The sequence below is a fragment of the Paenibacillus sp. FSL K6-2393 genome (assembly GCF_038002545.1).
Taxonomy (GTDB): domain Bacteria; phylum Bacillota; class Bacilli; order Paenibacillales; family Paenibacillaceae; genus Paenibacillus.
In genome coordinates, this window is sequence record NZ_JBBOCU010000001.1 from 2717385 (window position 1) to 2742494 (window position 25110).

The following is a 25110-nucleotide window of genomic DNA, read 5'->3' on the forward strand; positions in this document are numbered from 1 at the left end:
CCCAGTCTCCTGAATGGAATCCTGGGCTATTTGCCATGTTAGCATGTTGCGTTACACTTTAACGGCTGCTCCGTATGCTTTTTCTGTATTCATGGCTTCTTGTGTTGCAGTCCAGCGTGGCAGACTTAATCTGAACATGCTCCCTTCCGGGCTGCTGGAGACAAGTGTTAGTTCACCGCCTTGTTCCTGAGCAAGTAGCCGGCTATATGTTAATCCTAGACCCAGGCCGCGGTTACGACGTTTCTTGAGCTCTCCACGATAGAAGCGTTCGAAGATTTTGGGTTGTTCTTCAGCTGCGATGCCTGTGCCGTTGTCCTTGACATCAACGTACAGCATCTGTTCTTCTGTACTTAGATAAATATCGAAGACAGCTTTCTGTTCAGGAGCTGTGGCATGAAGTGCGTTATTGAGCAAATTGACAATGATCTGCTGAATGCGGAGAGCATCCCCCATGGTAAAGAAGTTAATTGGAGGGGCGTGCAACTGAACCTCTGGCATTTTGTCCTCATATGCAATCTTCCACTGATAGATGATTTCACCGACCAACAGTTTCAGATCCGTCCGTTCCTTGCGAACGGCAACACTTCCTGCAGCCATGGCGTTATAGTCAAGCAAATCTGCGACCATTCGCTCCATGCGTTCAGATTCCTTCAAAGCGATATCCAAAAATTCTTTTCCTTCCTGTGGACTCACGACATCGTCACGTACTGCCATAACGAGCCCCTTGATGGAAGTTACCGGTGTCTTGAGTTCATGACTTACCCCTGCCAGCGAAAGTGTACGCCATTCTTCGAGTTGTTGGAGACGAGTGGCCATATCGCGGAATGAATTTACAAGTTCATTGATCTCACGCTCTCGAGTATTCAAGTCAAGACTCACATCATAATTGCCACCTCGAATCTGCTCAGCGGCATAGGCGACCTGACGAATGGGTCTGGATAACTTATTGGACAGGAGATAGATTGTAAACCATCCACAGAGGATTAGTCCTCCGAGGATTAGAGCCACGAGCCATATGGTCTCTGGACCAAATGTAATGGATTGTTTGGACTGCATGACCCACACTTTGCCCAAGGTTTGATCGCCTTCGGATATGTTGACCGTTACACCTGCATATTTGTTGTTTCGCGGTTCAAGATAGTCGTCTGACAGTCGATAATGCACATCTTTTTGTTCCATTTTAGGCTGGGAAAAGATCAATTGATTGTTATTGTCCAAGATCATGACACAAAAATAATGATCTGTATTAAATAGTTTCTCTCGCTTGGTTACCAGTCTATCAAGATCGGGTGGAACCCGAAGCATATTATTTTCACTGGTCACATGATCGGCAATCTCCAGACCAAGCAGTTCTGCGGTTTTGAGACTTTTCTCAATGGAAGTTGTTCGAATCCAGTAGAGTGCCCCTGCCGCAATAATCGTGAAACCAATGCACAAAATGAGAAAATATCGCAGTGTCCAGTGTGACAGAATGGATATCGTTCGTTTGGTTTTCTTCTGTTTCAGTTGGCGATCCAAAATTGATACCCCATTCCTCGCAACGTCCGAATTTCTCCTGTCTCTGGCGACCAGTGGGAGAGGGCTTGACGTAGTCGTTTAATCGATAGATCCACAGCACGGTCACTGCCATCATAGTCCATCCCCCATACCTGTTCAATAAGGTGATCCCTGGTAAACGTACGATTCGGATAATCGGACAGGAAGAACAGCAACGACAGGTCACGAGGTGTGAGTGCAACCTCTGCACCGTTCAGCAGCACCTGCTTGGCAGCAAGATCAATGACGAGATTTCCAAAGGAACGCTTCTCTTCGCCACCAGAGGTCCAATGTGGATTACGGCGCAACACCGCATTCACTCTGGCGACCACTTCTTCCGGTACAAAAGGTTTGCTCATATAATCGTCAGCACCGGCATTTAGTCCGTTGAGACGGTCTGAAATGTCATCCAGTGCGGTTAGCATGATCACGGGACAAGCACTTTTTTCACGAATAATCCGCAGCAGATCCCATCCGTCCATTCCTGGCAGCATCACATCAAGTAATACAAGGGAAGGCGTTACGGTATCAAAAAGGGTAAGTGCAGTCGGTCCATCTGCTGCATGATGAACTTCAAATTCTGCTTTTCTCAGATAAGCAGCCAGTACTCGTGCAATAGCTTGTTCATCCTCGACGATAAGTATGGATTTCAAGAAAAGCGTTCTCCTTTCGCTGAGTAAACTTGTACTGATTTTACATGAGCTAGAGCGTAAAGCCAATCCTGTATTACGGATTTGAAAAAAATATGGGACTTGTCTTATCTTGACTTCTTCCTGACACATTCAATTGATATGATTCACTCCAACAAGCAACTTAAACAATAATATACTGGAGGAAACATACAGATGAACAAGAAAGCAAAAGCATGGCTTATTACAGGTGTGGCGGCGGTTGCCGTAATCGGTGGCGGTGGTTACTATCTCGCAAATAGCTACTTGGGGAACAACGTGGAGATTGAACAGGTGCTTCCTGCCAGCACAGCAACTTCCACAACAGCTGTAGATAGCACAGGAACGGCTGTAGCCAATGAAACTGCAGGAGCAGAGCAACTGAACGGAGACTGGAACATCAGCGAAGGTTCCAAAGTATACTTCTCCGTAACCACTTCACAGGAGACGGTTAATTTTGTGGACGAGCAGGTAAAAGGGAATTGGACAATTAATGTAGATGATGCTTCTCAGATGAAGGCAAAAGGACAGATCGAGATGGACGGCATTGATTCCGGGAATGGACAGCGTGATGGTCACGTGAAGCAAGCGGATTTCTTCGACATTGCTACGTATCCACAGGCAACTTTTACAGCGACTTCATTTGAAGGGGTACCTGCGGAATGGCCTGTCGGTCAAACGGTTGATATCAAAATGAATGGTACGATTACGGTTAAAGGTATTGAAAAAGAAGTAACTTTTGACGCAAAAGCTGCTTATGAGAATAATGCAGTATTGTTGTCGGCAACATCCATGGTAACATTCGAAGATTTCGGAATGGAAAATCCACACTCCGTTGTGCTCTCAACTGAAAATGATATCCAGGTACAACTTGAATTGAAACTTTCCAAATAAGTGTAACAATGATCATATACCTGAAAATCTGTTCTGTTCTGCCTTACGGTAGACGGACAGATTTTTTTGTTTCTTTTGCAAAATAGTGTGATTAATATAGCTCAAATGTAACTGTCACAGGATCATATTGTTAAAATAACTGCTGTTTCCTTTGGATTATGCCGTGTCGCCTATCACTATTAAGCGCTTACAATGAGGAGGATTCATAACATTCATTGATCCATGCACAATCAAACACAAAAAGGGGGAGATCAAGAGTGAACAAAAGGTACATAAGCGGGTGTCTGGTATTACTGATGCTGTTCTGTGATCTGGGGTTAATGGTTCGTCCAGCGGCTGCAGAAGATGCAAAAGTGAACGTGGCACTTAACAAGGCGGTTACGGTAAGCACAGAATATTTGGAGCATTGGAGCAAAAAGGAGCACTTGGTTGATGGTAAAAGTGACACGCATTGGGCTGCTAAGGCTGGAGTGACAACGGAACAACCACAGTGGGTGATGATTGATCTGGGTGAAGACTACAATCTGTCCGGAGCGGAAATAACGTGGAGAGAAAACACGGTTGTGAAATATATGGTAGAAACATCTGCTGACCAGCAGGCATGGACCAACGTTGCTGATCAAAGTGAAAATGCAGATGCCAAACAGATCGCTGATCTGACGTTCGAGCAGAATGATGTACGATACATCAGACTGAACATTTCCTTTTTCAAGGGTGAAGGAGTCTGGCCGGAAATATTGGAGTTCAAAGTGTGGGGAGAATCAGAAGGCACTGAACCTGCCAACATTACCAAATATGATTCAATCGAAGTGAAAACGGTGACAAGAAGTGCGCCAGTTCTGCCTAATCAGGTAAAAGCATGGTACCAGAATGGAAAATCAGGAATGGTTCCAGTGGAATGGGATAGTATTGACCCTTCAGAGTACGCACATGCGGGCAGCTTTACCGTGACAGGTTCGGTATACGGTGCGCCTCCAGAGCCTCAGCTTAAAGCTAAGGTGATTGTTGAGGGATATCGTGAAGACTATGTTAGAGGTGTCGATATTTCCACGTTAACCGCCATTGAGGCTAAAGGCGGAAAATATGTGGACAGCAACGGTACACAGCGTGATTTGCTCGATATTCTCAAGGATCGTGGTGTCAATTACGTACGCCTTCGTCTATGGAATGACCCGCAGAAATCCGGGGGCTATAACGATAAGAAAGATGTAATTGAGCAAGCCGCACGGGTGAAAGCAAAAGGAATGAAAGTGCTGCTTGATTTCCATTATTCTGACGAGTGGGCTCATCCGGGACAGCAACTTCGTCCTAAAGCTTGGGAAAGTTATACTTTCGATCAATTGAAGCAGGCCGTATACGACTATACGGTTGAAGTTGTAAGTGAGATGAAAGCCGAAGACGCTATGCCTGATATGGTGCAGATCGGTAACGAGATTAACAGTGGTGTGTTGAACGGCTTGAGCAGTGACGTGGATTTCGAGCAAAATGTTGCATTGCTAAAAAGCGGAGTTGATGCTGTACGTGCAGTAGAAGGAGAGATCACCGATAACGCGGATAAGGTGAAGATTATGATCCATCTGGCTGAAGGCGGCAAGGCGGATACGTTCAAATGGTACTTTGGAGAGTTACGTAAAGGCGGACTGGACTATGACATTATCGGACTGTCGTATTACCCGTTCTGGCATGGGACGTTTGCGGATGTACAGAAAACGATGAATGAAGTGTCAGCCGAGTTTGGCAAAGATGTCATTATCGCTGAAACGTCCTATCCGTTTTCCTACAAAAACGGGGATGCACACGGTAACATCATTGGATCAGATGAAGCGCTCCATGTTGGGGGAGCAGACTTCCCCGCAACCGTTCAAGGTCAATATGATGCCATCGCTGGCATTATGGACATGATTGCGAACGTGCCGAATAATCATGGTGCAGGTTTCTTCTACTGGGAGCCAGCGTGGATTCCGGCGGGTGTAGGCTGGATTGCATCCGAAGGGAATGCATGGGAGAACCAAGCCATGTTTGATTACGACGAATTTCCGGGCAACGGCGGGCATTCGTATGAAGGCAGAGCGTTATGGTCCCTTGATGTGTACAAACGTGGATTGGGTCTTCTGCCCGCAGACCGCCAGCAACTGGATGCGGCACTTACACGAGCCAGATCATTGGTACAGACTGATTTTACTCCGGAAAGCTGGGGGACTCTGGCTCCGGCAATCTCGGCAGCGAATGATGTATACCAACAGGCATACACGCCGGGCGGGGTAACTCAAGCAGATACAGATGCAGCGACAACAGCATTGGAACGTGTGATGCAGCTGATGCAGGTTATCGCTCCGCAGCTTGACGAGCTTCGAGCCAAAATAGCGGAAGCGCGTACGTATCAGCAGGCTGACTGGTCTGCGGCCACTTGGGCGGTATTGACCAAAGCGCTGGAAGGCGCTGAGCAGGTCTTGAATGATCCTAGAGCGACACAGACGGATGCGAATACAGCGGTTAAACGTTTGCATGATGCCATTGATGGTCTATCCAATGTGGACAAAACACAACTGCACCAGTACATTCAACAAATGCAGCAGCAGACTAAATCTTCCTATACACGCCGGAGCTGGTCTGTATTGGAACAGTCTTTGCAGGCAGCGATTCAGGTCCGAGATAACAATGCTGTTGTTCAGTCTGAGGTGAATTCAGCACTGAATACGTTGAAACAAGCCTTTACTAGTCTAGTCTCTCTGGAGGCTTTAACAACGGGCAAAACGGCAACAGCTTCAAGTAGTGCAGGGACAGGAGGCAATCAAGCCAACTCTCCTGAAGGTGCAATTGACAACAATCCAAACACTTCATGGGGAACAGACCAGAGTAAGGATAGCTGGTGGCAAGTGGATTTGGGTCAGGTTGCTAACCTCCGCAAGATCGAGATGTCGATGTGGAGTGGCGGCATCAAATATACGATCGAAGTGTCCAATGATAACAAAAAATTTGTTAAAGTAGTGGACACCACAAGTGATGTTGTTGTATCAACTGCACCTAGCCATGTACTTCCAGAAGGCACGGAGGGACGTTACATTCGGGTAACAATTAAAACAGGTCCCACATGGGTAGGATTCATGGAATTTGAAGCCTACGGTACGTTCCCGGCGGACAAATCGGCACTGCAAGCTACGGTAGATACCGCTGAGAAATTAAAGCAAACCGAATACACGACTTCAAGCTGGAATGTATTTAGTAAGGCACTTTCTGAAGCGAAGGCATTCATTCTGGATGTTGAATCTTCAACGCAAGATGTAAGTACGGCTGATCGTACGTTACAAGATGCTGTAAGTAAACTTGTACGTCAAGATGTAACACCTGGCCCTGGCCAGCCATCACAACCAAGTGAACCGTCACAACCGTCCAACCCGGGAACAGCCCCTTCAACGGGGAATCCGGCTGCAACAACACCGACTGAACCTGGTAATCCGCCAGCGAAGGGTCTAATAACGGTAAAAGGAACAGCAACCGGGGATGACAAGTATTCTATTCGTCCGGATGCATCTCAATTAACTCAGGCACTGCAATCCATGGATGCAGGAAATCGTACGTTGAAACTGCTTGCAGATGTACCCGACACAGCCAAGACAGTCACATTCCAGTTGGCTGCAAGTCAACTGGCAGCATGGATTCGTTCCGAGGAAGTGAAATCCCTGGATGTAGTCGTAGGACAAACTACCGTTCGTGTTCCTCTAAAATCACTCCCGCTAACCATTGCGGAGACTGCGGGAACGTTCGACATCGTAGTGGCAAAAGGATCGACAGATACATTGTCCACATCTCAAAAAGCAGTAATCGGTAATCATGCGATTGTTGATGTAAGTTTGTTAATGAACAATAAGCCATTGCAATGGACAAACAGAGCGGTTGAAGTTGCTCTATCCAATGTGGAGCAACCTAAAAAGAATGATGTAGTTATGGTTGTACATTCCGTATCTCCAAGTGGTGAAATGAAACCTGTTACGTATTCCAAGTACGATGACAAGACAAAGACGATGGCGTTCAAACCGCTGGAATCGGGCAGTTATGTCATTGCAGAAGTTGAAGTACCATTACATGATCTGCAAAATTACAATTGGGCTCTCCAAGAAGTGCAGAACCTATACGGTAAGGGAATTATTACGGGGATGAGTGCAACACGTTTTGCCCCGCAAGGTGAACTGACCAGAGCACAATTTTTGCAAATGATTATTAAAGGTATTGGTGATGTACGCCAGCCCGATCCATCTATCTCAATCCCAACAGATGTGAAGGAAGGGCAGTGGTATGCCGATTCAGTACGACTTGGCATTGAAATGAACATTATTCAAGGCCGGGCGGATGGAAGCTTTGGAGCGAATGAACGTATTTCGCGAGAAGATATGGCCGTTATGCTGAACAGAGCACTGCAGGTTGTGCAACGTGATCAGGATGCGAACAATGCTGCACAAGGAAATACGGTATTTGTAGACAATGCCGAGATCGCCGGGTATGCAAAAGAAGCTGTAGCTTCGATGCAACAACTTGGACTGCTGAACGGCATGCCTGATGGCACGTTTGCCCCGAAAGAAACAGCGAACCGTGCACAGGGTGCTGTTGCAATCGCGAGACTGATGGAACAACTGTATTAGAAATAGTTTAAAAAGTCCGCTTTTGATTACGAAGAATGTCTGGTGGCATCATCAGTACGCATGAATAGAAAATAACAAAGCAGGTAAAGAGATCGAATCATAGGATTCGGTCTCTTTACTTTGCGAAAAAAAAGAGAGGATCAGACTTTATCCCTTTCTCTAAATAGGCATATGAATATTTTGTTAATGTCGTATTGACAATATCATTTTCTTTTGTTATCATTTCGATAATATCAAAACGACAATATTAAGAAATGGGGAATGAGCCATGTTTGGATTCCGATTTGCGAAATTTCAACCCAGTGAGTATGTCATGAAAGTGAAAAATGGTGAGATACAACGTCAAGGTGTCGGATTGTCCTTTTATTATTATGAGCCGACCACATCGGTAGTGGTTCTACCCGTGTCCTCGGTGGATGTACCATTCATGTTCGAAGAGATTACAGCGGACTATCAGACGGTTACTGTGCAAGGGCAGCTAAGCTATCGCATAGTGGATTATTTGAAAATAACCCAGAGTCTGAATTACACGTACAATTTGCGCAAAAATCGGTATATTTCCGACGACCCCGGCAAGCTGGACCAACGGGTGATCACCACAGCGAAAGTATTAACCAAGAAACATCTGGAGCAAATGCCGCTGAAGGAGGCCATTCAATCCAGTGAACGGCTGGCGAGCAGCATGAAACGCGAAGTTGTACAAAGTGAAGAGTTGGAGAAACTGGGCGTTGAGCTAATGAGTCTATCCATCCTGGCCATTCTGCCTAATAAAGAAACGATGCGTGCATTGGAAGCCCAAGCGCGGGAAGAGATTTTACGTCAGGCAGATGAAGCGCTCTATGTGCGTCGTAATGCATCTATTGAACAGGAAAGACGAGTGAAAGAGAACGAACTGAACACCGAAATTGCCGTGGAGACAAAGAAACAGCAAATTAGGGAGACCCAGTTGCAGGCAGAACGCTCGGTAAAACAGAAACAAAATGAGATGGAGCAGGAGCAGCTTCAGTTCAATACAGCGATGGAGGAACGTAAGCAGCAACTGATTGAGTTAACCATTGCCAATCACAATGCGGAAGCGGATGCCAAAGCGTATGAGATTGCTGCCGTGATGAATTCACTGCAAAATGTACAGCCAAATGTACTGCAAGCGATGGCGAACATGGGTATGAATTCCGATAAGCTGATCGCACTCGCGTTCCAGGAACTGGCTGAAAATGCAGGCAAGATCGGACAGCTTAATATCTCGCCGGATCTGTTGCAGGGATTAATGTCTCCCGCGCCGGGCAGAGATCAGGGAGGTCGAGCGAGATGAGATTAGGAAGAAGAGAGCAAGCAGAGCAGGCAGGGAAATCTGTACGTCAGCAGCCTGCGGCAGATGATCGAATGAGCGAACATAAACTGATTCTGGTGAAACGCCGGACCAGACTGGAAGAGCTGGTGGTTCGATATAACACGGTACAGCAAGCACAGTTCTATATTGAACGTCTGGGCGCAGATTTCAGTGATTATATGGAGGAAGACCGTCGTTATCGGCTATCTGTACAGCAGGCGCAGCAGCAACTGGGACAATTGGGTCGTGTACAGACCATTGATCGGGAACATGTACCCAATTTTATCTTTGGAGAGCAGGATATCGTGGTTGTGGTTGGACAGGATGGGCTTGTAGCCAATACTCTCAAGTATGTAACCGAGCAACCGCTCATTGGTGTGAATCCGGACCCGATGCGTTGGGATGGGGTATTATTACCTTTTACCGTGGAGGATCTGAGCTTTATTGTCCCTGATGTCATTCGTAGGCAACGAACCTTGAAAGAAGTCACTCTCGCTAAAGTGGAACTCAATGATGGGCAGTATCTATATGGTGTGAACGATCTGTTCATTGGTCGGAAGACGCATGTATCGGCCCGTTATGAAGTACGTTTGGGTACATCCGCAGAACAACAATCCTCCAGCGGTATCATTGTATCCACAGGCATGGGATCAACGGGCTGGTTCAAAAGTGTGCTGGCTGGAGCCACCGGAATTGTAGGGTCGGCGGCATGGCAGAACCTGAATTCTGAAGCTGAGGTTGCTACAGCATCCGCATCCATTCATGGAAGCAGGCAGGAGTTGAATCATTTTAACTGGGATGCGCCGTACTTATATTTTTCAGTACGTGAACCGTTCCCGAGCCGGACGACTGCGGCCAATCTGGTGTTTGGACAGATTCATTCAAAGCAACCATTGCACATTGTATCCCAGATGCCAGAGGATGGTGTTATATTCAGCGATGGGGTTGAGCAGGACTTTCTTGAGTTTAACTCTGGGGTGGAAGCTATCATTGGGTTGGCAGAGAAGAGGGGGCGTCTCGTGGTCTGACCCTTTATTTCCAAGCCGTTTCCGACTAGAATGGGTAACTAGATATGATACATTGACGTCAGGAAACGGAAAGAGGGTTAACGATGCAGTCGATATTGTTGGTTGAAGATGATGCCAAGCTTGCAGGATTGCTGGCGGCTTATCTGACCCGAAATGGATTTCAGGTACAGGTCACAGATGATTTCCGTCATGTATTGGATGAATTTGTGAAGATGGAACCGGATCTGGTGCTGATGGATGTGAACTTGCCTCAATATGATGGTTATTATTGGTGCAGACAGATACGCACACATTCCATATGTCCCATTTTATTCATCTCCGCTCGTGACAGTGGTATGGATCAGATTATGGCGTTGGAGCATGGGGCGGATGATTATATTACAAAACCTTTTCAATATGAAGTCGTTCTTGCCAAAGTCCGCAGTCAGCTGCGCAGAGCCTATGGTTCTTACGCTGCTGTGCAGCAGGAAGCAAAGGTGAAGAACGGTCCCATGATCCTCTATCCTGAGCGATTCGTATTGGAATATGATGAACGCTTAACAGAGCTGACACAGAAGGAAGCCATACTGGTGGAAGTGCTGATGGCGAAGGCAGGGCGGGTTGTGAGTCGGGAAAAATTGCTTGAACAGATGTGGGAAGATCAGCATTTTATTGATGATAATACGTTGAATGTATATATTACACGTGTTCGCCGGAAGTTGAAGGAGCTGGGTGCAGAAGAGATTTTGGAGACGGTTCGCGGAGCGGGTTATCGTGTGTTGGATCTGGGTTCATCCGCACAGGGGAAAGGGATATGAGACTTTTTCTGAAAGACCACCAGATGTTAGTTGGATTTTATGTGCTGCAGATGTTACTGGTTCCGTGTGTCTACTGGCTCTCTGGTGAGGGCCGTCCGATGAAAATTGTCCTCTATGGCATGCTGATCAGTACGGTGGTGCTGATGGTCTATCTGGTCGTACGTTACTTACAGCTACGAGCATATTATCATCTTCTTGAACAACCACGTAAACGGGTAAACGAGCCCTTTCAAACGCTTGGAAATTCGGTTGTGGCGGAGGCAGTCCAGCAATTGTTACATGAAATGGAGCGTAATCGGCAGAACGAGATAGGTCAGTTACGTACTAGCAAGGAGCAGCAGGTGATATTCATGAATCGCTGGGTTCATCAGATGAAGACACCGTTGTCTATTATCCAACTAACCTTGGAAGATGTGGACGATGAGACGGCTGGCAGTATTCAGGATGAGCTGGATAAGCTGCGCAAAGGACTTGAAATGGTCTTGCATTCATCCCGGCTTGAACAGTTCGAAGGGGATTTTCGTGTCGAGCTGCTGTCTCTGCATGAGGTGCTTCGAAGCAGCATTGCAGAGAACCGCCGTTTGTTTATACGCAGAGGCATTACGCCGGATATCCGTATAGAGGAAGACCTTCAGATATATAGTGACTCCAAGTGGCTGCGGTTCATGTTCACCCAAATTTTGACCAATGCCGTGAACTATTCCGATAGCAAATCAGGCAAAAAAGTGATCATTACCGGCTATAAACAGGAAGAGCGTACAATCCTGGACATTCAGGATGAGGGAATCGGCATCTCGTCCGAAGATATTCATCGCGTGTTTAATCCCTATTTTACAGGTGAACGGGGCAGACAATACCACGAATCTACGGGAATGGGATTATATCTGGTCCGTGAGATCAGTGCCCGCCTTGATAACCGTGTCGAGTTGTTTTCGGAGCCAAATGAGGGAACGTTGGTCAGATTCAGCTGGATTCATTCGAAATATCCGAAGTGAAAAGTGCTTTGCCTATGGGCGAGGTGCTTTTTTAATGGACAGAAGTGTCATAGAGCAGGCAGGGGAACAGAACCTTAAACGCGTTGTAAGAGAAGTTTAAGGTAATTCGATAGCACCGTTACGGGAGGTCAGTTAGGATAAGAATAGAATTAACGTATAAAGAATGATGGATCAGGAGGGAATTACGCATGGAAATGTTACAGGTATCAGGACTGAACAAAGTATATCAGGGCAAAGTGCAGACTCAAGCCCTTAGTGATATTCATCTGACAATCAAGCAAGGTGAGTTTGTGGGTATTATGGGCCCGTCGGGCAGTGGCAAAACCACATTGTTAAATATGGTCTCTACCATTGATGAACCCAGCTCGGGCAAGGTGCTGATTAATAGCATGAACCCGTTTGATATGAAAAAGAAAGAACTTGCCATGTTCCGACGTCGTGAACTCGGATTTGTCTTTCAGGATTTCAATCTGTTGGACACGCTGACGGTTGCTGAGAATATTGTACTTCCATTGACACTGGACAAGGTCAAACTGAAGGAGATGGAGAGCAGACTACATCGTATTACAGCCAAGCTTGGGATTGATCATATTTTGGATAAACGAGTTTACGAAATCTCGGGCGGACAGCGACAGCGCACAGCCATTGCAAGATCCATGATTAATTTGCCTTCGATTGTACTGGCGGATGAACCCACCGGCGCATTGGATTCCAGTTCATCTCAGGCCGTCATGGAGTCCCTTGAACAGATTAATCAGGAGGAGAAAACGACCATTATGTTGGTCACACATGACCCGCTTGCGGCAAGTTATTGCAACCGAATTGTATTCATCAAGGACGGGAAACTGGCAGCCGAGGTACACCGCGGAGATAATCGACAGACGTTCTTCCAGCGGATCATTGATACGTTATCCTTCTGGGGAGGGAATTCACATGAGCTTTCCTCAGTTCGCGTTTAACAATATTCGCCGGAATGGGCGAGCGTATATTGCTTTTTTTCTAAGTAGTGTGTTTATGGTCATGATTTTCTTCGCTTATGCGGTGTTCATCTATCATCCATATGTGGCAGAGTTGCCGATGGGTGACACAACTGCTACGGGGATGCAGGTGGCTTCGATCATTGTATATGTGTTTGCATTTTTCTTTGTCATGTATTCCATCAGTGCTTTTCTCAAATCACGGAACAAGGAGTTTGGCATTCTGACCATACTTGGTGCAGAGCCCGCACAAATTCGGAAATTGGTCATTCTGGAGAATATGTTGATCGGCTGCCTGTCCATTATTGCCGGTATCGGCGGAGGGATGTTGTTGTCCAAGCTGTTCCTGATGTTAACGACTCGTTTTATCGGGATGGACGATTTGCCTTTTTATTTTCCGACCAAAGCCATTCTGATTACCGTGGCAGCCTTCCTGTTATTATTCTTTTGCATTTCACTCTTCACATTGCTCTTTATCGGGAACAAACGGACGTTAGAACTCTTGACGGGTACCAGCAAACCTAAAAAGGAACCCAAAGCTTCGTGGTTCTTCTCACTTCTGGGATTGGCATTACTTACAGTCGGCTTTGTGGCAATCCGCAGCGAGTTGAATGGCGGAACGATCTTGCTTGCAGCAGTGACAGGCATAGCGGGAACGTATTTTTTCTATTCACAACTTTCCGTGCTCATCATTCGTTTATTGAAGCGTAATCGTAAAACGGTATGGCATGGTACACGTCTGTTATGGATCTCAGAGATGAGTTACAAAATGAAGGATAATGCTCGGATGCTGTTTATGGTGACCGTGGTGATTGCGATTGCTTCGATGAGTGCAGTGGTGATTTTGTCGCTGGATCAGGAGAATCGGGAGCAGTTTATCAATAATGATTTTGCAGTCCAATACAATGTATACACACCTTCGGATCAATTGGATATGAGCGCCGTTGATTCGAGACTTGAAGCCGCTGGCTTGGATTATCAGCAAGTGTATCTGGAGTACTTCTGGTCTGATGCGGATCTGAGTGCTGTCTCGGTCATGCCGCTCAGTCATTACAACCGATTCAATGCAATCCTGGGAAAGAAGACATTCCAATTGGATTCAGATTCAGCATTGTTCGTAGATTCCCGTAATGAGAAGGATCAGGCTCAGATCGATCGCAACAGGTTTCGCAATTATGCGGAAGGAGACACCATGACTCTGAATCTGGAAGCTGGTCCGATGCAAGCAAGAGTTACAGCTACGGATGTTGAGACACGGTTTGCAACCTTGATCTATTCAACTGCTGTGGTTGTCCTCCCGGATGAGAAGTTTGAAGAGATCACACAACAGCTCCAAGGAAATAGATTATCTGGCAAAGTTCTGTATCAGATTCCGGCATGGGGTCATGCTGTACCTGACCGACACTCCTCGGAAGCCATGGTTAGCGATCAGCTTCTGTCGTCCGCAGATACCATTCGAAGCGATAATGCTTCTTCTGATGAGAATTACTCCGGCTTTCTGACCACTCGATATGGAGATTTTGAGAGATACAGACAGGGTACAGCACTCTTTACCTTTCTGGGCATATTTATCGGATTAATCTTCTCCATCTCTTCCGCAAGCTTTCTGTATTTCAGACTGCATACCGATCTTGAAGCAGATGGGAAAATGGTGCATTCTCTTTCGAAAATGGGTCTCAGTTTCGACGAGATGAAACGATCATCCACCGTTCAGATTGCCATTCTGTTCTTCTTACCAATTGGGGTAGCTATCATTGAAACGTTGGTCGTGGTTAAGCCGTTCCTGTCTGAATTCGGTATTACGAATTATACGGTTCCGGTGTTGACTGTATTTGGTGCGTTTCTCCTTGCACAGACATTTTATTTCTTTGTTATCCGTTCCAGATATATATCTTCTCTGCGCAAAATGATGGTGTAATTATTCAACAAACGAATGATGATATGGATCGACCATGATCTGTTCATGGCCCGCATTTTCTTGATTAAGATCAAGGAAACGCGGGCTTTCTTGCGTTAAGATGAATGCATCAACAGATGATATTATCGAGGAGGACGATTATATGAGTATTACGTCATTGCAAGAAGTCAAAACATTTAGTGAGGACCGTTTTACGAAACGGGTTTTATTCCAACAGGGTGGTGGGGTGACCTTTGTCCTTCATTTTCTGCCAGGACAGCAGCTTCCCGTTCATAAACATCCGGGCACAGACGTTATTTTACTGGTAGTCGAAGGCACAGGCACACTTATTCTGGATGGAAAAGAACAAGCGGTGAAACAAGAGGATGTGATCCATTGCGGCGGTGAGGTGGAGTTCGCATTCCATAATACAGGAGATCAGGAGGTTCGTTTGTTCGTAGTGTTAAATAAAGTACCAGCAGCATCCTATGCAAAGGACATCTAACATCTAATATCAAGGAATCGATATAATAATTCACTGATCGGCACCAATATAAGGGGAACTCTATTCTGGAGTTTCCTTATTTATTTTTATTCAAGAATACTCGTCTCCAACATTCGTTCTTCTAGCAATCTCCGGGGTGTAGATCAAGTGTGTATTCCCATCGCAAAACAAAAAGCATACCTGGGTCTGAGAGTATCAGATCTTAAGTACGCTTCTTCGTATTCCACCAGCAATTTGTTCATTCATCCGGTCACTGTTCATTCTGCCTAGTAGTATCCCAGCATTTCTTTGGCTTCATTCGACATCAGCTGTGGAGACCATTGTGGCTCCCACACCACTTGTACATCAATATCGGTTTTATTCGTATTTTCCTGCAAAACCCATTTCACCGCACCAACAATCGTATCGTGCAGCGGGCAACCTGGTGTCGTCAGCGTCATTCGTACATGAACCCGTTCAGGCTCTTCCCTTACTTCATACACCAGACCCAGGTCAACGATATTGACACCTAATTCAGGGTCATACACTTCCTTGAGACATTCTAGCAAATGCGTGGTTTGTTCCATCATGTTCACTCTCCAGTCCACCTTATTTATGTTAACGTCTGAATACCAGAGCAATATTTGTTATATAAACGATGGAGACAAGAGACAAGATCGTCCCTCCAACCATCATGACCTCAGCCAGATTAATCAGAATTCCACTGACAAGCAACAGGCTTCCAGCGACCATGGCGAGCATACCCCAATTGACATACTGTTCACTCAGCATACCTGCCATCAGCGGTGTTCCGGGTCTGCCTGCCTGCTTGCCATATTTGTGGGTCCACCATAGAAAAGGCACGATTTTGGAGGCATAACCAAGTATGGTGAGAGACACCCAGCCCCCGAGATATACCCATCCAGAAAGCAGAACAACACGTGGATGGAGCAGCAGTTCAGTCCCTTGCGAGGAATAGATCAATAGGGCAACAGCATATACAGCCAACGCACGGCTTACATACACAGACCAGCGAATGCCCGGACCCGGGTTGCTTTTGTGCCGTTTCTCCTGAATTTGCTCCAAGTGATACACATAGAAGAGAAGGGTTGCGGTTAGAAGCAAGAGCGCAAACCAGAGTAAGCCTCCCTTCAACCCAGTCAGAAATGCGACAACGCCTGTAACTACAGCTGCATTCCATAGAACCAAGACCACTTTTTGCAGTCGAATGGAATAATCGTGGGACAAGTAGAACATCGGAAGCATTTTGTAACTGAATCCGGTAATTAACATGCCAAACCAGCCGAGTGTACCCATCCAGATATGTGCGCCGAATAAGCGTTCATGTAGACCGTTCCAATCACCAAAGGCAAAATTCAACCCCATCAGCATGCCGGATAACCCGGTTAACACAAGATAAAGACAGGCGCAGGCGGCGCTAATCGTCACAGGGTTCCATTGTGAAGCTCGGAAAAGGGTGACGGTCATGTTCCAGCCAAAGAATAATATGCCCGATAGTGCAAGTGTGGCAGAAGCGGCAATCCAGCTGACATCTGCCCGAATGAAGCCGTATAACATGCCCGTTATTCCAGTCGTGAACAAGAAGTAATGACAATAACCGAGGAACAGACTATAGATATTGGATTGCAAAATAACGTGTATCAACTGATAAACGGCACCCATACCCAGCATGGTTGCCCACCCGAGCACAAACAGATGGGCATGAAACCAGCCTTCGGGTCCTCTGAGTTCATCACCAAGCCAGCCTGTCAGCGAGAGCAGGGAGAATGCGTGATACATTACAAATCCAAAGATGCCCGTGATGATAAAAAGAAACGGCAACCTGGACATGGCTTTTGCCTCCTTACCCTTTTTCAATTCTCACTTTGGCCGTACCATCAGCTTGATCCTCAACGGTGAAAGGGCAACCGAGATTATTTAACTCTTCAATCAAGAAGACTGGCACACGGTCATTGTGAATCAGTACGACTTCCCCAGGTTTGCAACGTTCCAGTGCGGCAAGTGTTCGCATCATGGGTTGTGGCGGTTCCAATCCGCGATTGTCCAGTATCACGGTGGGCGCCTGTAGGGATTCAAAGTTTTCAATCGCAACAGCTTGCTCCTCTGGATGGCCTTTGCATGAAGCTGATTCTTCGTCTGAACCGGGCTCAGAATCGACTTCCGATCCAGATAAAACTATTGAAGATAATGCTTTGTCACCGGTTTTATTTTTTTTGTGCACAAACGTGGTAACCCAGTGATCTGAACCTTTTCGTTCCGATGTGCTGGAGTATCCTTTCAGCTTGAGAATACCGAGCAGGGGCGTTGGTTTGAATGGAGCGTGTAGTACAAATACATCTTCATGCTGAAGGCCTTTGACCGTGTCCATGATCAGTTGAAACGGCTCCAACTTTTTACTCATATGAGGACGCACATCCAATTCAACAATATGGACATCAGATGGAGACATGTGCGTTCACATCCGATCCTGCACTAGCTACATCCGCCTGCTGTACTAACTGTAGAGATGATTCATACAGTGCAGTCATTCCGCCGTACAGTGCATAGAAGAATGACTCCGGCGCATCGAGGGAGAAGGACAGATAGGCTTTCGGGTCCATGCCGAGCACACGCTCAAAAAGTCTTGCGCTGTCATAGGCGTAAAAACAGAAATGAGTGTATTCGAATACAGGCATTTTTTCGTAAATGGTGATAATCTCTTGCGCATATTCCGCTTGCTCACGCTGTGCCATTTGAACCATGGTTGTGGCGTCTTCCAGCCGTAGCGTGATGCGAAGTGTAGTATCATCAATGATTTCAACGTGCGCCATAGCGGTTCAGCTCCAATCTATAATTTGCTGATTTTGACCTGGAAGGTTGTAGGACCCTGCTCAATATACTCCCAGTTAAATCCATCGGGATGTGTGGACTGAAATTGGAATCGAAGTGGCTTAGGATCGTGATCGTTAATGAGCAGCAGGGATTCCTGTGGTTGCAACTGATCAAACGTTTCGAAAATAACTTTATGTTTCAAATGCGGTGGATACTCCGTGGCATTAATGGTTGCTGCGTATGTGTTCATGTGTCATTCCTCCAAATAGGGATAGTGTGGTGTTGCAATTTGATTATAGAAAACGTGAAGAGGGGTCTGTGTGAGCAGGGTCACACCTTTTTTAATGTCATAGACTCGCCTTATTTAAGTCAGAATCCTGAGTGGAAAGAGTGCTATGGGCAAGCCAAAGCTAACAATATCCTGATACGTATAATGTTAATTGTGCATGCGAAAGAGACCTTAACAACGATTACGGGCGTTAAGGTCTTTGTGCACACACAGTTTAATGTAATAGCGTGGGAGATGTATCTGGGTGCAGGGTGGTCACGTATCCCTTTGTTGCTTCAAAGCTTGCAAATCATGAATGATAATCCGGTTGCGATCCACTTCGAGCAAATTCTCTTTTGTAAGCTGGTTTAAAAGCCGATTTGCTGTTTCCCTTGTTGTACCAATGGAATTGGCAAACTCCTGGTGTGTCATGGGCAGGTTGATGATAATCTGGTCTCCATGCATTTGTCCGTGCTGCTCTGCGAGCATAAGAAGGAAGGAAAGCACACGATTGCGTACATCCTGACCAGAAAGCACCTGCAATTTATCCTGTAATTCTCTTATTTTGTCACCGAGTACACGCATAATTTTGATCGCAATGGAAGGTGTGCTCAGCATTAATCGTTCGAAAAGTCGGACAGGTATGGCTAGTAGTACGGTAGGGGTAATGGCTTCTGCGGTAGCCGGGTAAGGGTACGCATTAAAAAAGCCGGTGTGTGGAAACATATCTCCTGTTTTGAGGAAAGAGACGATCTGTTCATGCCCGTTCTCATCGGTTTTATAGGCCTTTACAATGCCCGTACGGATGAAAAAGACAGCTTCCTTTTCGCTTCCTTCGCTGAAAATAACTGATTTCTTCTGAATGCTTCTGGAAATGGCGATATCTTCGACTTGCTTTAATTCCTCGGGGCTAAGGTCCTGGAAGATGGGAAACTGTTGTAGAAACTCCGCTGTTGTATCTTTGTTTACCCTACTCATGAGAATCTCTCCTCTCTCTGTTCATATTTCTGAACGACGACATCATTGTATCATAGCGTGATTTTTGAACACATCAGGTGATATAGATCACCGTAAAGCCATATCACTGTTTTTGATTGCTCAACCAGGGTTAATGGAATGATAGAATATGATTGAACAAGAGAGGGGTCGGCCCGGATGTGGACTGCATTCATGTGGGGCGGCATCTCTGCCTCAGCGGTAGTCATTGGCGCACTCGCAGCATTGTTTCTGAAGATTCCCAAACGAGTCATTGGTTGGATTATGGCTTTTGGGACAGGAACATTAATTGGTGCAGCGACCTTTGAACTTCTCGGAGATGCGCTGAATGATGGAGGAATTATACCTACAGCCATTGGATTTACGGCGGGTGCTGTCGTGTACACCCTGTTTGACCTGCTCGTTTCTGCAAAGGGAGGTGCGGGGCGTAAACGATCGGCAAAGTCGGGAGACTCGAATCAAAGCGGGCTTGGAATCTTTGCAGGCACGGTAATGGATGCTATCCCGGAATCCATCATGCTTGGAGCCAGCTTGCTGGCCGGAAACGGTGTCAGTGTGGTTCTGGTAGTATCAATCTTTGTCAGCAACATTCCTGAAGGTCTGTCTAGTACGGTTGGACTACAAGGCAAGTACAGTCGTGGCAAAATCATATTGATGTGGCTGAGTGTACTGTTGATCTCCGCGCTTGCAGCACTGGGCGGATATCTGTTTCTGGAACAGCTTCCAGAGGAGATGGGTGCAGCGATTGGTGCATTTGCAGGTGGTGGAATCATTGCCATGATCTGCTCAACGATGATGCCGGAGGCATTTGAAGAGGGTGGGCCTGTAGTGGGTTTGATTGCATCCATGGGATTGCTTGTGTCGCTGTTGCTCGATCTGTAGATGAGAGAATAAGCTTCCGATGCAGCTTTCTTTCAGAAAGCTTTAAGGCGTACACTTCGCTTCTTCAGCTTATTTCTGTTTTCTCCGTTTTTGTGTAAATATGAGTTGAATTTATATAAAAAGAGTATCCGAACAGAGGGGTTTCTGATCGGATACTCTTTTTTTGCCAAAACAGCTTCCTCCGCACCTGCAAGTTTTCGTACCTAATTTATTGAATTCGGGCAGGCGGTTCCATTCTTTCCCTAAGCTGCTCCAGTTGAAGAATAAGGATGCAGTTTCCTGTAACCTGCAGCAGTCCCTGGGTTTGCATTATAGTAAGTTTGCGACTTAGTGTTTCGGGTGTAATCCCGAGCAGCAGAGCCATATCTTTTTTGAAAACAGGCAAGCGGATCTCATGTTTTGCATGATTCCGGGTATGGAAGAACAACAGCAGCTTGGCAATCTTCTGTTCCGTTGTCATCGCACTAAGCGAGCTGTTCCATTCATCAGTTTCACGGAGAAGATTGGAAATGGCAAGCAGGAAATGATAAGCAAGCTTTGGATCAAGTTCAAGTAACTGGTCGAAGTCATGTTTGTTGATGGAGCAAATGGCCGAAGGCTCCAGAACTTCAGCGTTTGCAGCATGTGGTTTTTGGTGTAACAGGGAATCTTGTCCGAAGAAATCTCCGGGAAACAGAAACCGCATAATATGTTCCTTGCCACTTTCATTGTATTTGGATAACTTCACACATCCCTGATGAACCACGTAAAGCGTATCTGAGCGTTCGCCCTCATGGACGACAACTTCACCTTTGTTATATTTGCGGGTATGCAAAAGGGAGATCAACAATTCAGCTTCGGATGGATCTAGATGCTGGAACAGAGATACTTTGGAGAAACAGGCATCATTGGGTTCGTGCTCACAGATCATCGTTTCATCACCTCGAAATTGTTCAGAATGGGTATAAACCATTATCTATTGTTATGTCTCAGTGAGACATTGCGGTTCCACCATGATCAGTACCATCCTTGGTCACACGCAGAACAGCGGCAGCTCCTTTGGCTACATGGTTGAACTGATGGGTTACAATCGCATAATCACCTTCTTCGGTCACGGTAAACTCTACGACAGCTCCACCACTTGCGGGAAGCATGACGGTCTGTATTCCATACTGGATGTTGCGTGGATTTCCATCGGTATACACACGGTCCATAATTGTACCTACAACGTGGAAGGATGAGACTTCATTGGGTCCAGCATTACTGACATAGATCCGAACCGTATCTCCTACTTTGGCTAGCAGGGGATGTTTTACTAATCCATAGTCATTGCCGTTAAATACGACATAATCCGGTTCCCCGTTCAAAAAAGCTTCGTAATCATGTTCTTTATACCATTCACTCTGAACAAGAGTATACTCACGATCTACCAAGTGATCAGAAGGGTACCCAGCCTTGGGTTCCACAATAATCATGCCGTACATCCCGTTCGCGATATGGGCAAGGACCGGTTTGGTTCCACAGTGATACATGAATACACCGGGTGAGGAGGTTGGGTAAGTGAAGGTGCCTTCCTCGCCTGGCATAACATCAATAAATTTGCTGCTTGGAGCAGCATGTACAGCGTGAAAATCCATGGAGTGAGGCAGGCTGGAATCTTTATTTTTCAACGTGAACACCAAGGTATCTCCCTCGGTCACTCGTAGGACGGGTCCGGGAACGGTACCATTAAATGTCCAAGCGTTGTAGATCACACCTTCGGAAATTTCAACATCTGTAACTTGGGCCGTCATCTCAATATATACCGTAGTACCTTCTCTACGAATGATCGGGTCCACCGGGGGTTGACTGACCGCAGAGAGGGAGACTTCATCGTGGTTAACAGGTTTAACCGTATCGGTTGAACTACAATGAGAGAGCGTTGCTGTGAATATAGCGAATACGAGTGACCATTTATATACATTCAGTAAGGAAAACATAGTTGCACAACCTTCACTCAAGTGATGTTTTTCACAATCTAAAAAGCAGGTTTTCTTTCATTTCAGTAGTTATTTAGTTATAGATTACGTTATTGAGGTGGGGACGGGTGTGATGAGGCACACACTTGGGTATGTCTTATTAGAGCCATTTTCAATAATCTGGCTTCAATTGTTGTGCTGAGGAACGGAGTTTCATATAATTTTAGAGAGATGGATTGGTAAATGTTGAGTATTTTGACGCGGGGTGTGTCGTAGTTTCAGAAGAAAGGTGGATACAGAATGAAACGTTTCGAAGATGAAGGTGCGTATAAGTATAGTTTCTATTCGGTTCTTCGACGGGGAGAGCGGATTGATGTGAAATGTCCCAAATGCAGTGGGCATGCTTCGATTGATCAACGGAATGGTCAACTGGGTTGGAAGTGTTACGAATGTTACGCTCAAGCTTTTGAAGAACCAGTATATCAATATAAAGCCAATGGGAATTGTGCTGTATGTGAACGTTGGTTTAACGTGGAAGTCACAGACGAGAAGAAGACGTCTCACCGATCAACGCATGTGGAATGTCCGCATTGTGGTGCTGTTAATCAGGTTGAATTACATGCCAAATCGACATACGGAAGGTGTTTTTCCGAGATTCGTGCAGGGAAAGATCCTGTATTTGAGCTGGAATTATACTTCCTGGATAATTTCAGAGGAAAAATAATATGGGCTGTGAATCGGGAGCACCTGAATTATCTCATTGCTTATGTTTCCGCAGATCTGCGTGAGAAACCTGGAAATATGCCTTTAAGAACAGCTTCACATAGTATTCCGGCTTATATTAAGGATGCGAAGAACAGGGATATGGTTGTGCGTACACTGTCTAAGCTTCAGCACAAGACTGGATGAGACTGAAAGCGAAGATGAAGCATTAAAGCTGCAAGGGAGAGAAGACATGAAACTACGAGTTAAACTTAGTATTTTTGCAATCATTCTGGGTATGTTGATGATTCCAGCTTATTTTATTTTACAGACTTATGGCATATTTCAAAAACAGACAGTCTTATCTGACTATGCTCTCGCCGTTGATGTGAATGGGAAGTCCTATGAAGCCTGGCCGCTTATTAACAGTTTTGCAGCGATGGATAAACAAGAGGAGAACCGTCAGTTTTATTACCGGATTGACATGAGTCATCTCCAATACCTGTTTAATCTGGCCTATCGGGAGTATGAAGTGAAGCCCGGCGGGGACAATCCGTATCTGGCTGGTACTGTAAACTATCAACATACGGATCACAACTATGTGCAGACTGAAAGAAAGTATGAGAACGCCAATGATTTTACAACGGTCTTAAATCTGTATGATCAGGATGGGCAGGTGATCTACACCTACGATAATACCGGCAAAGCGGATAACGAATTGGTGAAGTCCATCATTCATCAGGGAATGAGCCGTAATAGTGGCGGTAGTAGCGAAGCTGCCCGCGATCCGTATATCAATATTACGGCGTTATTTCGCGACAAGCTTAACATTGATGTGAAACTGACGGTGGATGAGGAACACAAAGTGGTTACCATTCGAATGAACAAATCGGAGGCGAGATGATGAATGCGTATGGTGTACAGCACGGACCTGCTTATCTGGAAGGATTAATTAGGAAGGAAGAGGACATTAAACCCGATGAAGTAGAGTGGAAAGGCAAACTTCAATCGAGTGACGGACATGATAAATTCCATATTTTTTATTATGGTGACTTGACGGAAGATGATCTGATTACCTGGCATGATTCGACACCGCTTCTTGTATATGCGGAGCATACCGTCACGGGTGAACGCTACCTGCTCATTGATGCCGCCAAGCACGGATATGATGCCATGTTATGTGAGACCTATTCGGAAGAAGCCCTACATAACAGACCACTTCGCCCTTATCTGGATGTTGAAGGAGAGGATATCTTTGAGGTAGAGTTGACTGCCTACTACAATGTGCCTTGGGATGATGAGTTTGGCGAAGATGTAGATGAGCATGGTACGTATGAACTGATTACGGGAGAGCGCATGGATTTTGATCAGGTCAAGCGTGATGGATATGATGCCTTTGCCATTCGCATTCTGAATCGTAAAGGAGTATGGACTGAAATTGTACAGGAAGAACTGGCTTAGATCTGTATACGAATGAACCAAACTGAGATGGGAGATGTCGAAAAATGTATATTGTATCCCGTGTACTTAAGCCGGTTCCAGCAGAGGAACTGGATCACTTTGAACAACAGCACGCCATCTCGCTACCTTTGTCATACCGGACCTGGATTGAACAATACGGAGAGGGTACATACACGGGATGGATGAATGTGCAGAGACCGGACCCGGAAGTGTTGAAGCCTTTTGTTGAATATGATTTTTGGATACATACGGACGATTCGCCTATAAGTCAGCAGCAACTTGAGCAGTGCATCTCCATCGGCAGTTCTGTAGATGGAGATTTCCTTGCTGTTCATCCGGAAGTTGAGGGGCTGTTGTGGCTACCCCGTCATGATGAACATATCACCTTATGGACATGCACGGAGACTGAATTTGGCGAAACGCTGGACCGGATCTATTGTGGGTATTACCATCAGGATAAACCAATAACGCCAGTTTACTTTGAGCCGTGGAATGAGTTGCGGAAACATACGTTTTACCATTTTTCAGGGACGGAACAGGGAAACTCCATGAAGGAACTCGCCGATATATGCAAAACAGAATTTAAGTGGGATGTTGTGTTGGAGAATGAGTACATGTGCAAGATGTTCATGGTGTCGATGGGAGGATATTTACGATTTAACTATGCAACCGGGAGAGAAGTTGCCCTTTTCTATGAAGAAAAGAATGGTGCGGAGGAGGGGACGGATAACGAAATCAGTTTGTTCTTGCAGGCACATCATTGTACGGCATATGAATAGAGGCAGAGTG

Annotated in this window: 24 protein-coding genes; 14 read left to right on the top strand and 10 right to left on the bottom strand. The window is 45.9% G+C overall.

Going from position 1 to position 25110, the window contains the following annotated elements:
* Positions 1-51: 51 nt before the first annotated feature.
* Both MHI14_RS12065 and MHI14_RS12070 read right to left on the bottom strand, forming a co-directional pair.
* On the bottom strand, positions 52-1518 hold the full coding sequence (locus tag MHI14_RS12065) for a HAMP domain-containing sensor histidine kinase (protein ID WP_341130347.1): 1467 nt from the start codon (positions 1516-1518) through the stop codon (positions 52-54).
* A complete protein-coding gene (locus tag MHI14_RS12070) occupies positions 1503-2189 on the bottom strand; it encodes a response regulator transcription factor (RefSeq protein ID WP_036613325.1) in 687 nt (228 codons plus the stop codon). The genes MHI14_RS12065 and MHI14_RS12070 overlap by 16 nt, the downstream gene beginning before the upstream one ends.
* A gap of 192 nt (positions 2190-2381) precedes the next feature.
* Between MHI14_RS12070 and MHI14_RS12075 the strand changes: the two genes are divergently transcribed.
* The 9 genes from MHI14_RS12075 (at position 2382) to MHI14_RS12115 (ending at position 15264) form a co-directional block, all read left to right on the top strand.
* A complete protein-coding gene (locus MHI14_RS12075; protein ID WP_341130348.1) occupies positions 2382-3098 on the top strand; it encodes a YceI family protein in 717 nt (238 codons plus the stop codon).
* Positions 3099-3355: 257 nt separating this feature from the next.
* Positions 3356-7735 (top strand): glycosyl hydrolase 53 family protein, encoded by a 4380-nt coding sequence (locus MHI14_RS12080; RefSeq protein WP_341130349.1) that lies wholly within the window; start codon positions 3356-3358, stop codon positions 7733-7735.
* A gap of 268 nt (positions 7736-8003) precedes the next feature.
* Positions 8004-9047 (top strand): SPFH domain-containing protein, encoded by a 1044-nt coding sequence (locus MHI14_RS12085; protein ID WP_091029036.1) that lies wholly within the window; start codon positions 8004-8006, stop codon positions 9045-9047.
* A gap of 71 nt (positions 9048-9118) precedes the next feature.
* Complete coding sequence (locus MHI14_RS12090; RefSeq protein ID WP_341131695.1) at positions 9119-10093, top strand: sugar kinase; 975 nt, start codon at positions 9119-9121, stop codon at positions 10091-10093.
* Positions 10094-10176: 83 nt separating this feature from the next.
* Positions 10177-10890: a response regulator transcription factor gene (locus tag MHI14_RS12095; RefSeq protein WP_341130350.1), complete on the top strand. Its 714-nt coding sequence runs from the start codon at positions 10177-10179 to the stop codon at positions 10888-10890.
* Positions 10887-11885, top strand: a complete 999-nt coding sequence (locus MHI14_RS12100) for a sensor histidine kinase (RefSeq protein WP_341130351.1) — start codon at positions 10887-10889, stop codon at positions 11883-11885. The genes MHI14_RS12095 and MHI14_RS12100 overlap by 4 nt, the downstream gene beginning before the upstream one ends.
* A 188-nt stretch (positions 11886-12073) precedes the next feature.
* Positions 12074-12844, top strand: a complete 771-nt coding sequence (locus MHI14_RS12105; RefSeq protein ID WP_341130352.1) for an ABC transporter ATP-binding protein — start codon at positions 12074-12076, stop codon at positions 12842-12844.
* Entirely contained in the window at positions 12819-14780 is a 1962-nt protein-coding gene (locus tag MHI14_RS12110) for an ABC transporter permease (RefSeq protein ID WP_341130353.1), read from the top strand. The genes MHI14_RS12105 and MHI14_RS12110 overlap by 26 nt, the downstream gene beginning before the upstream one ends.
* Positions 14781-14880: 100 nt before the next feature.
* The gene (locus MHI14_RS12115; RefSeq protein ID WP_341130354.1) at positions 14881-15264 is read left to right on the top strand and encodes a cupin domain-containing protein; all 384 of its coding nucleotides are present in this window, start codon (positions 14881-14883) and stop codon (positions 15262-15264) included.
* 266 nt (positions 15265-15530) lie between these two features.
* Here the strand turns inward: MHI14_RS12115 and MHI14_RS12120 are convergent, their stop codons facing one another.
* The 6 genes from MHI14_RS12120 to MHI14_RS12145 all read right to left on the bottom strand — a co-directional run bounded on the left by MHI14_RS12120 (position 15531) and on the right by MHI14_RS12145 (position 19321).
* Entirely contained in the window at positions 15531-15830 is a 300-nt protein-coding gene (locus MHI14_RS12120) for a metal-sulfur cluster assembly factor (protein WP_445670362.1), read from the bottom strand.
* A 31-nt stretch (positions 15831-15861) separates the two neighbouring features.
* Positions 15862-17094, bottom strand: a complete 1233-nt coding sequence (locus MHI14_RS12125) for a hypothetical protein (RefSeq protein WP_341130356.1) — start codon at positions 17092-17094, stop codon at positions 15862-15864.
* Positions 17095-17107: 13 nt separating this feature from the next.
* A complete protein-coding gene (locus MHI14_RS12130) occupies positions 17108-17713 on the bottom strand; it encodes a DUF2249 domain-containing protein (RefSeq protein ID WP_341130357.1) in 606 nt (201 codons plus the stop codon).
* Complete coding sequence (locus MHI14_RS12135) at positions 17700-18074, bottom strand: hypothetical protein (RefSeq protein WP_341130358.1); 375 nt, start codon at positions 18072-18074, stop codon at positions 17700-17702. Before MHI14_RS12135 ends, MHI14_RS12130 begins: the two co-directional genes overlap by 14 nt.
* 17 nt (positions 18075-18091) lie before the next feature.
* Complete coding sequence (locus MHI14_RS12140) at positions 18092-18325, bottom strand: DUF2249 domain-containing protein (RefSeq protein ID WP_341130359.1); 234 nt, start codon at positions 18323-18325, stop codon at positions 18092-18094.
* Positions 18326-18619: 294 nt separating this feature from the next.
* Positions 18620-19321, bottom strand: a complete 702-nt coding sequence (locus MHI14_RS12145; protein ID WP_341130360.1) for a Crp/Fnr family transcriptional regulator — start codon at positions 19319-19321, stop codon at positions 18620-18622.
* Between the two features lie 177 nt (positions 19322-19498).
* Between MHI14_RS12145 and MHI14_RS12150 the strand changes: the two genes are divergently transcribed.
* Complete coding sequence (locus MHI14_RS12150) at positions 19499-20221, top strand: ZIP family metal transporter (protein ID WP_133385286.1); 723 nt, start codon at positions 19499-19501, stop codon at positions 20219-20221.
* 208 nt (positions 20222-20429) lie between these two features.
* Here the strand turns inward: MHI14_RS12150 and MHI14_RS12155 are convergent, their stop codons facing one another.
* Positions 20430-21131, bottom strand: a complete 702-nt coding sequence (locus MHI14_RS12155) for a Crp/Fnr family transcriptional regulator (RefSeq protein ID WP_341130361.1) — start codon at positions 21129-21131, stop codon at positions 20430-20432.
* A 58-nt stretch (positions 21132-21189) separates the two neighbouring features.
* Positions 21190-22179 (bottom strand): multicopper oxidase domain-containing protein, encoded by a 990-nt coding sequence (locus tag MHI14_RS12160; protein WP_341130362.1) that lies wholly within the window; start codon positions 22177-22179, stop codon positions 21190-21192.
* Between the two features lie 279 nt (positions 22180-22458).
* Here MHI14_RS12160 and MHI14_RS12165 point away from each other — a divergent pair, with 279 nt between their 5' ends.
* From MHI14_RS12165 to MHI14_RS12180, 4 genes are read left to right on the top strand one after another with little or no spacing between them, the layout of a single operon-like run.
* Positions 22459-23067 (top strand): hypothetical protein, encoded by a 609-nt coding sequence (locus MHI14_RS12165; protein WP_249912291.1) that lies wholly within the window; start codon positions 22459-22461, stop codon positions 23065-23067.
* Positions 23068-23113: 46 nt separating this feature from the next.
* Positions 23114-23764 (top strand): hypothetical protein, encoded by a 651-nt coding sequence (locus tag MHI14_RS12170; RefSeq protein ID WP_249912292.1) that lies wholly within the window; start codon positions 23114-23116, stop codon positions 23762-23764.
* On the top strand, positions 23761-24321 hold the full coding sequence (locus tag MHI14_RS12175; protein ID WP_445670336.1) for a hypothetical protein: 561 nt from the start codon (positions 23761-23763) through the stop codon (positions 24319-24321). Before MHI14_RS12170 ends, MHI14_RS12175 begins: the two co-directional genes overlap by 4 nt.
* Positions 24322-24365: 44 nt before the next feature.
* On the top strand, positions 24366-25100 hold the full coding sequence (locus MHI14_RS12180) for a hypothetical protein (RefSeq protein ID WP_341130364.1): 735 nt from the start codon (positions 24366-24368) through the stop codon (positions 25098-25100).
* Positions 25101-25110: the final 10 nt, after the last annotated feature.

Bases quoted from the DNA above. Each gene is read 5' to 3' on its own strand.
- MHI14_RS12130 (WP_341130357.1), bottom strand. From the start codon at position 17,713: ATGTCTCCATCTGATGTCCATATTGTTGAATTGGATGTGCGTCCTCAT.
- MHI14_RS12100 (WP_341130351.1), top strand. From the start codon at position 10,887: ATGAGACTTTTTCTGAAAGACCACCAGATGTTAGTTGGATTTTATGTG.
- MHI14_RS12115 (WP_341130354.1), top strand. From the start codon at position 14,881: ATGAATGCATCAACAGATGATATTATCGAGGAGGACGATTATATGAGT.
- MHI14_RS12110 (WP_341130353.1), top strand. From the start codon at position 12,819: ATGAGCTTTCCTCAGTTCGCGTTTAACAATATTCGCCGGAATGGGCGA.
- MHI14_RS12175 (WP_445670336.1), top strand. From the start codon at position 23,761: ATGATGAATGCGTATGGTGTACAGCACGGACCTGCTTATCTGGAAGGA.
- MHI14_RS12090 (WP_341131695.1), top strand. From the start codon at position 9,119: ATGAGCGAACATAAACTGATTCTGGTGAAACGCCGGACCAGACTGGAA.
- MHI14_RS12145 (WP_341130360.1), bottom strand. From the start codon at position 19,321: ATGAGTAGGGTAAACAAAGATACAACAGCGGAGTTTCTACAACAGTTT.
- MHI14_RS12155 (WP_341130361.1), bottom strand. From the start codon at position 21,131: ATGATCTGTGAGCACGAACCCAATGATGCCTGTTTCTCCAAAGTATCT.
- MHI14_RS12135 (WP_341130358.1), bottom strand. From the start codon at position 18,074: ATGGCGCACGTTGAAATCATTGATGATACTACACTTCGCATCACGCTA.
- MHI14_RS12085 (WP_091029036.1), top strand. From the start codon at position 8,004: ATGTTTGGATTCCGATTTGCGAAATTTCAACCCAGTGAGTATGTCATG.
- MHI14_RS12075 (WP_341130348.1), top strand. From the start codon at position 2,382: ATGAACAAGAAAGCAAAAGCATGGCTTATTACAGGTGTGGCGGCGGTT.
- MHI14_RS12180 (WP_341130364.1), top strand. From the start codon at position 24,366: ATGTATATTGTATCCCGTGTACTTAAGCCGGTTCCAGCAGAGGAACTG.
- MHI14_RS12170 (WP_249912292.1), top strand. From the start codon at position 23,114: ATGAAACTACGAGTTAAACTTAGTATTTTTGCAATCATTCTGGGTATG.
- MHI14_RS12140 (WP_341130359.1), bottom strand. From the start codon at position 18,325: ATGAACACATACGCAGCAACCATTAATGCCACGGAGTATCCACCGCAT.
- MHI14_RS12095 (WP_341130350.1), top strand. From the start codon at position 10,177: ATGCAGTCGATATTGTTGGTTGAAGATGATGCCAAGCTTGCAGGATTG.
- MHI14_RS12150 (WP_133385286.1), top strand. From the start codon at position 19,499: ATGTGGACTGCATTCATGTGGGGCGGCATCTCTGCCTCAGCGGTAGTC.
- MHI14_RS12120 (WP_445670362.1), bottom strand. From the start codon at position 15,830: ATGGAACAAACCACGCATTTGCTAGAATGTCTCAAGGAAGTGTATGAC.
- MHI14_RS12105 (WP_341130352.1), top strand. From the start codon at position 12,074: ATGGAAATGTTACAGGTATCAGGACTGAACAAAGTATATCAGGGCAAA.
- MHI14_RS12165 (WP_249912291.1), top strand. From the start codon at position 22,459: ATGAAACGTTTCGAAGATGAAGGTGCGTATAAGTATAGTTTCTATTCG.
- MHI14_RS12160 (WP_341130362.1), bottom strand. From the start codon at position 22,179: ATGTTTTCCTTACTGAATGTATATAAATGGTCACTCGTATTCGCTATA.
- MHI14_RS12125 (WP_341130356.1), bottom strand. From the start codon at position 17,094: ATGTCCAGGTTGCCGTTTCTTTTTATCATCACGGGCATCTTTGGATTT.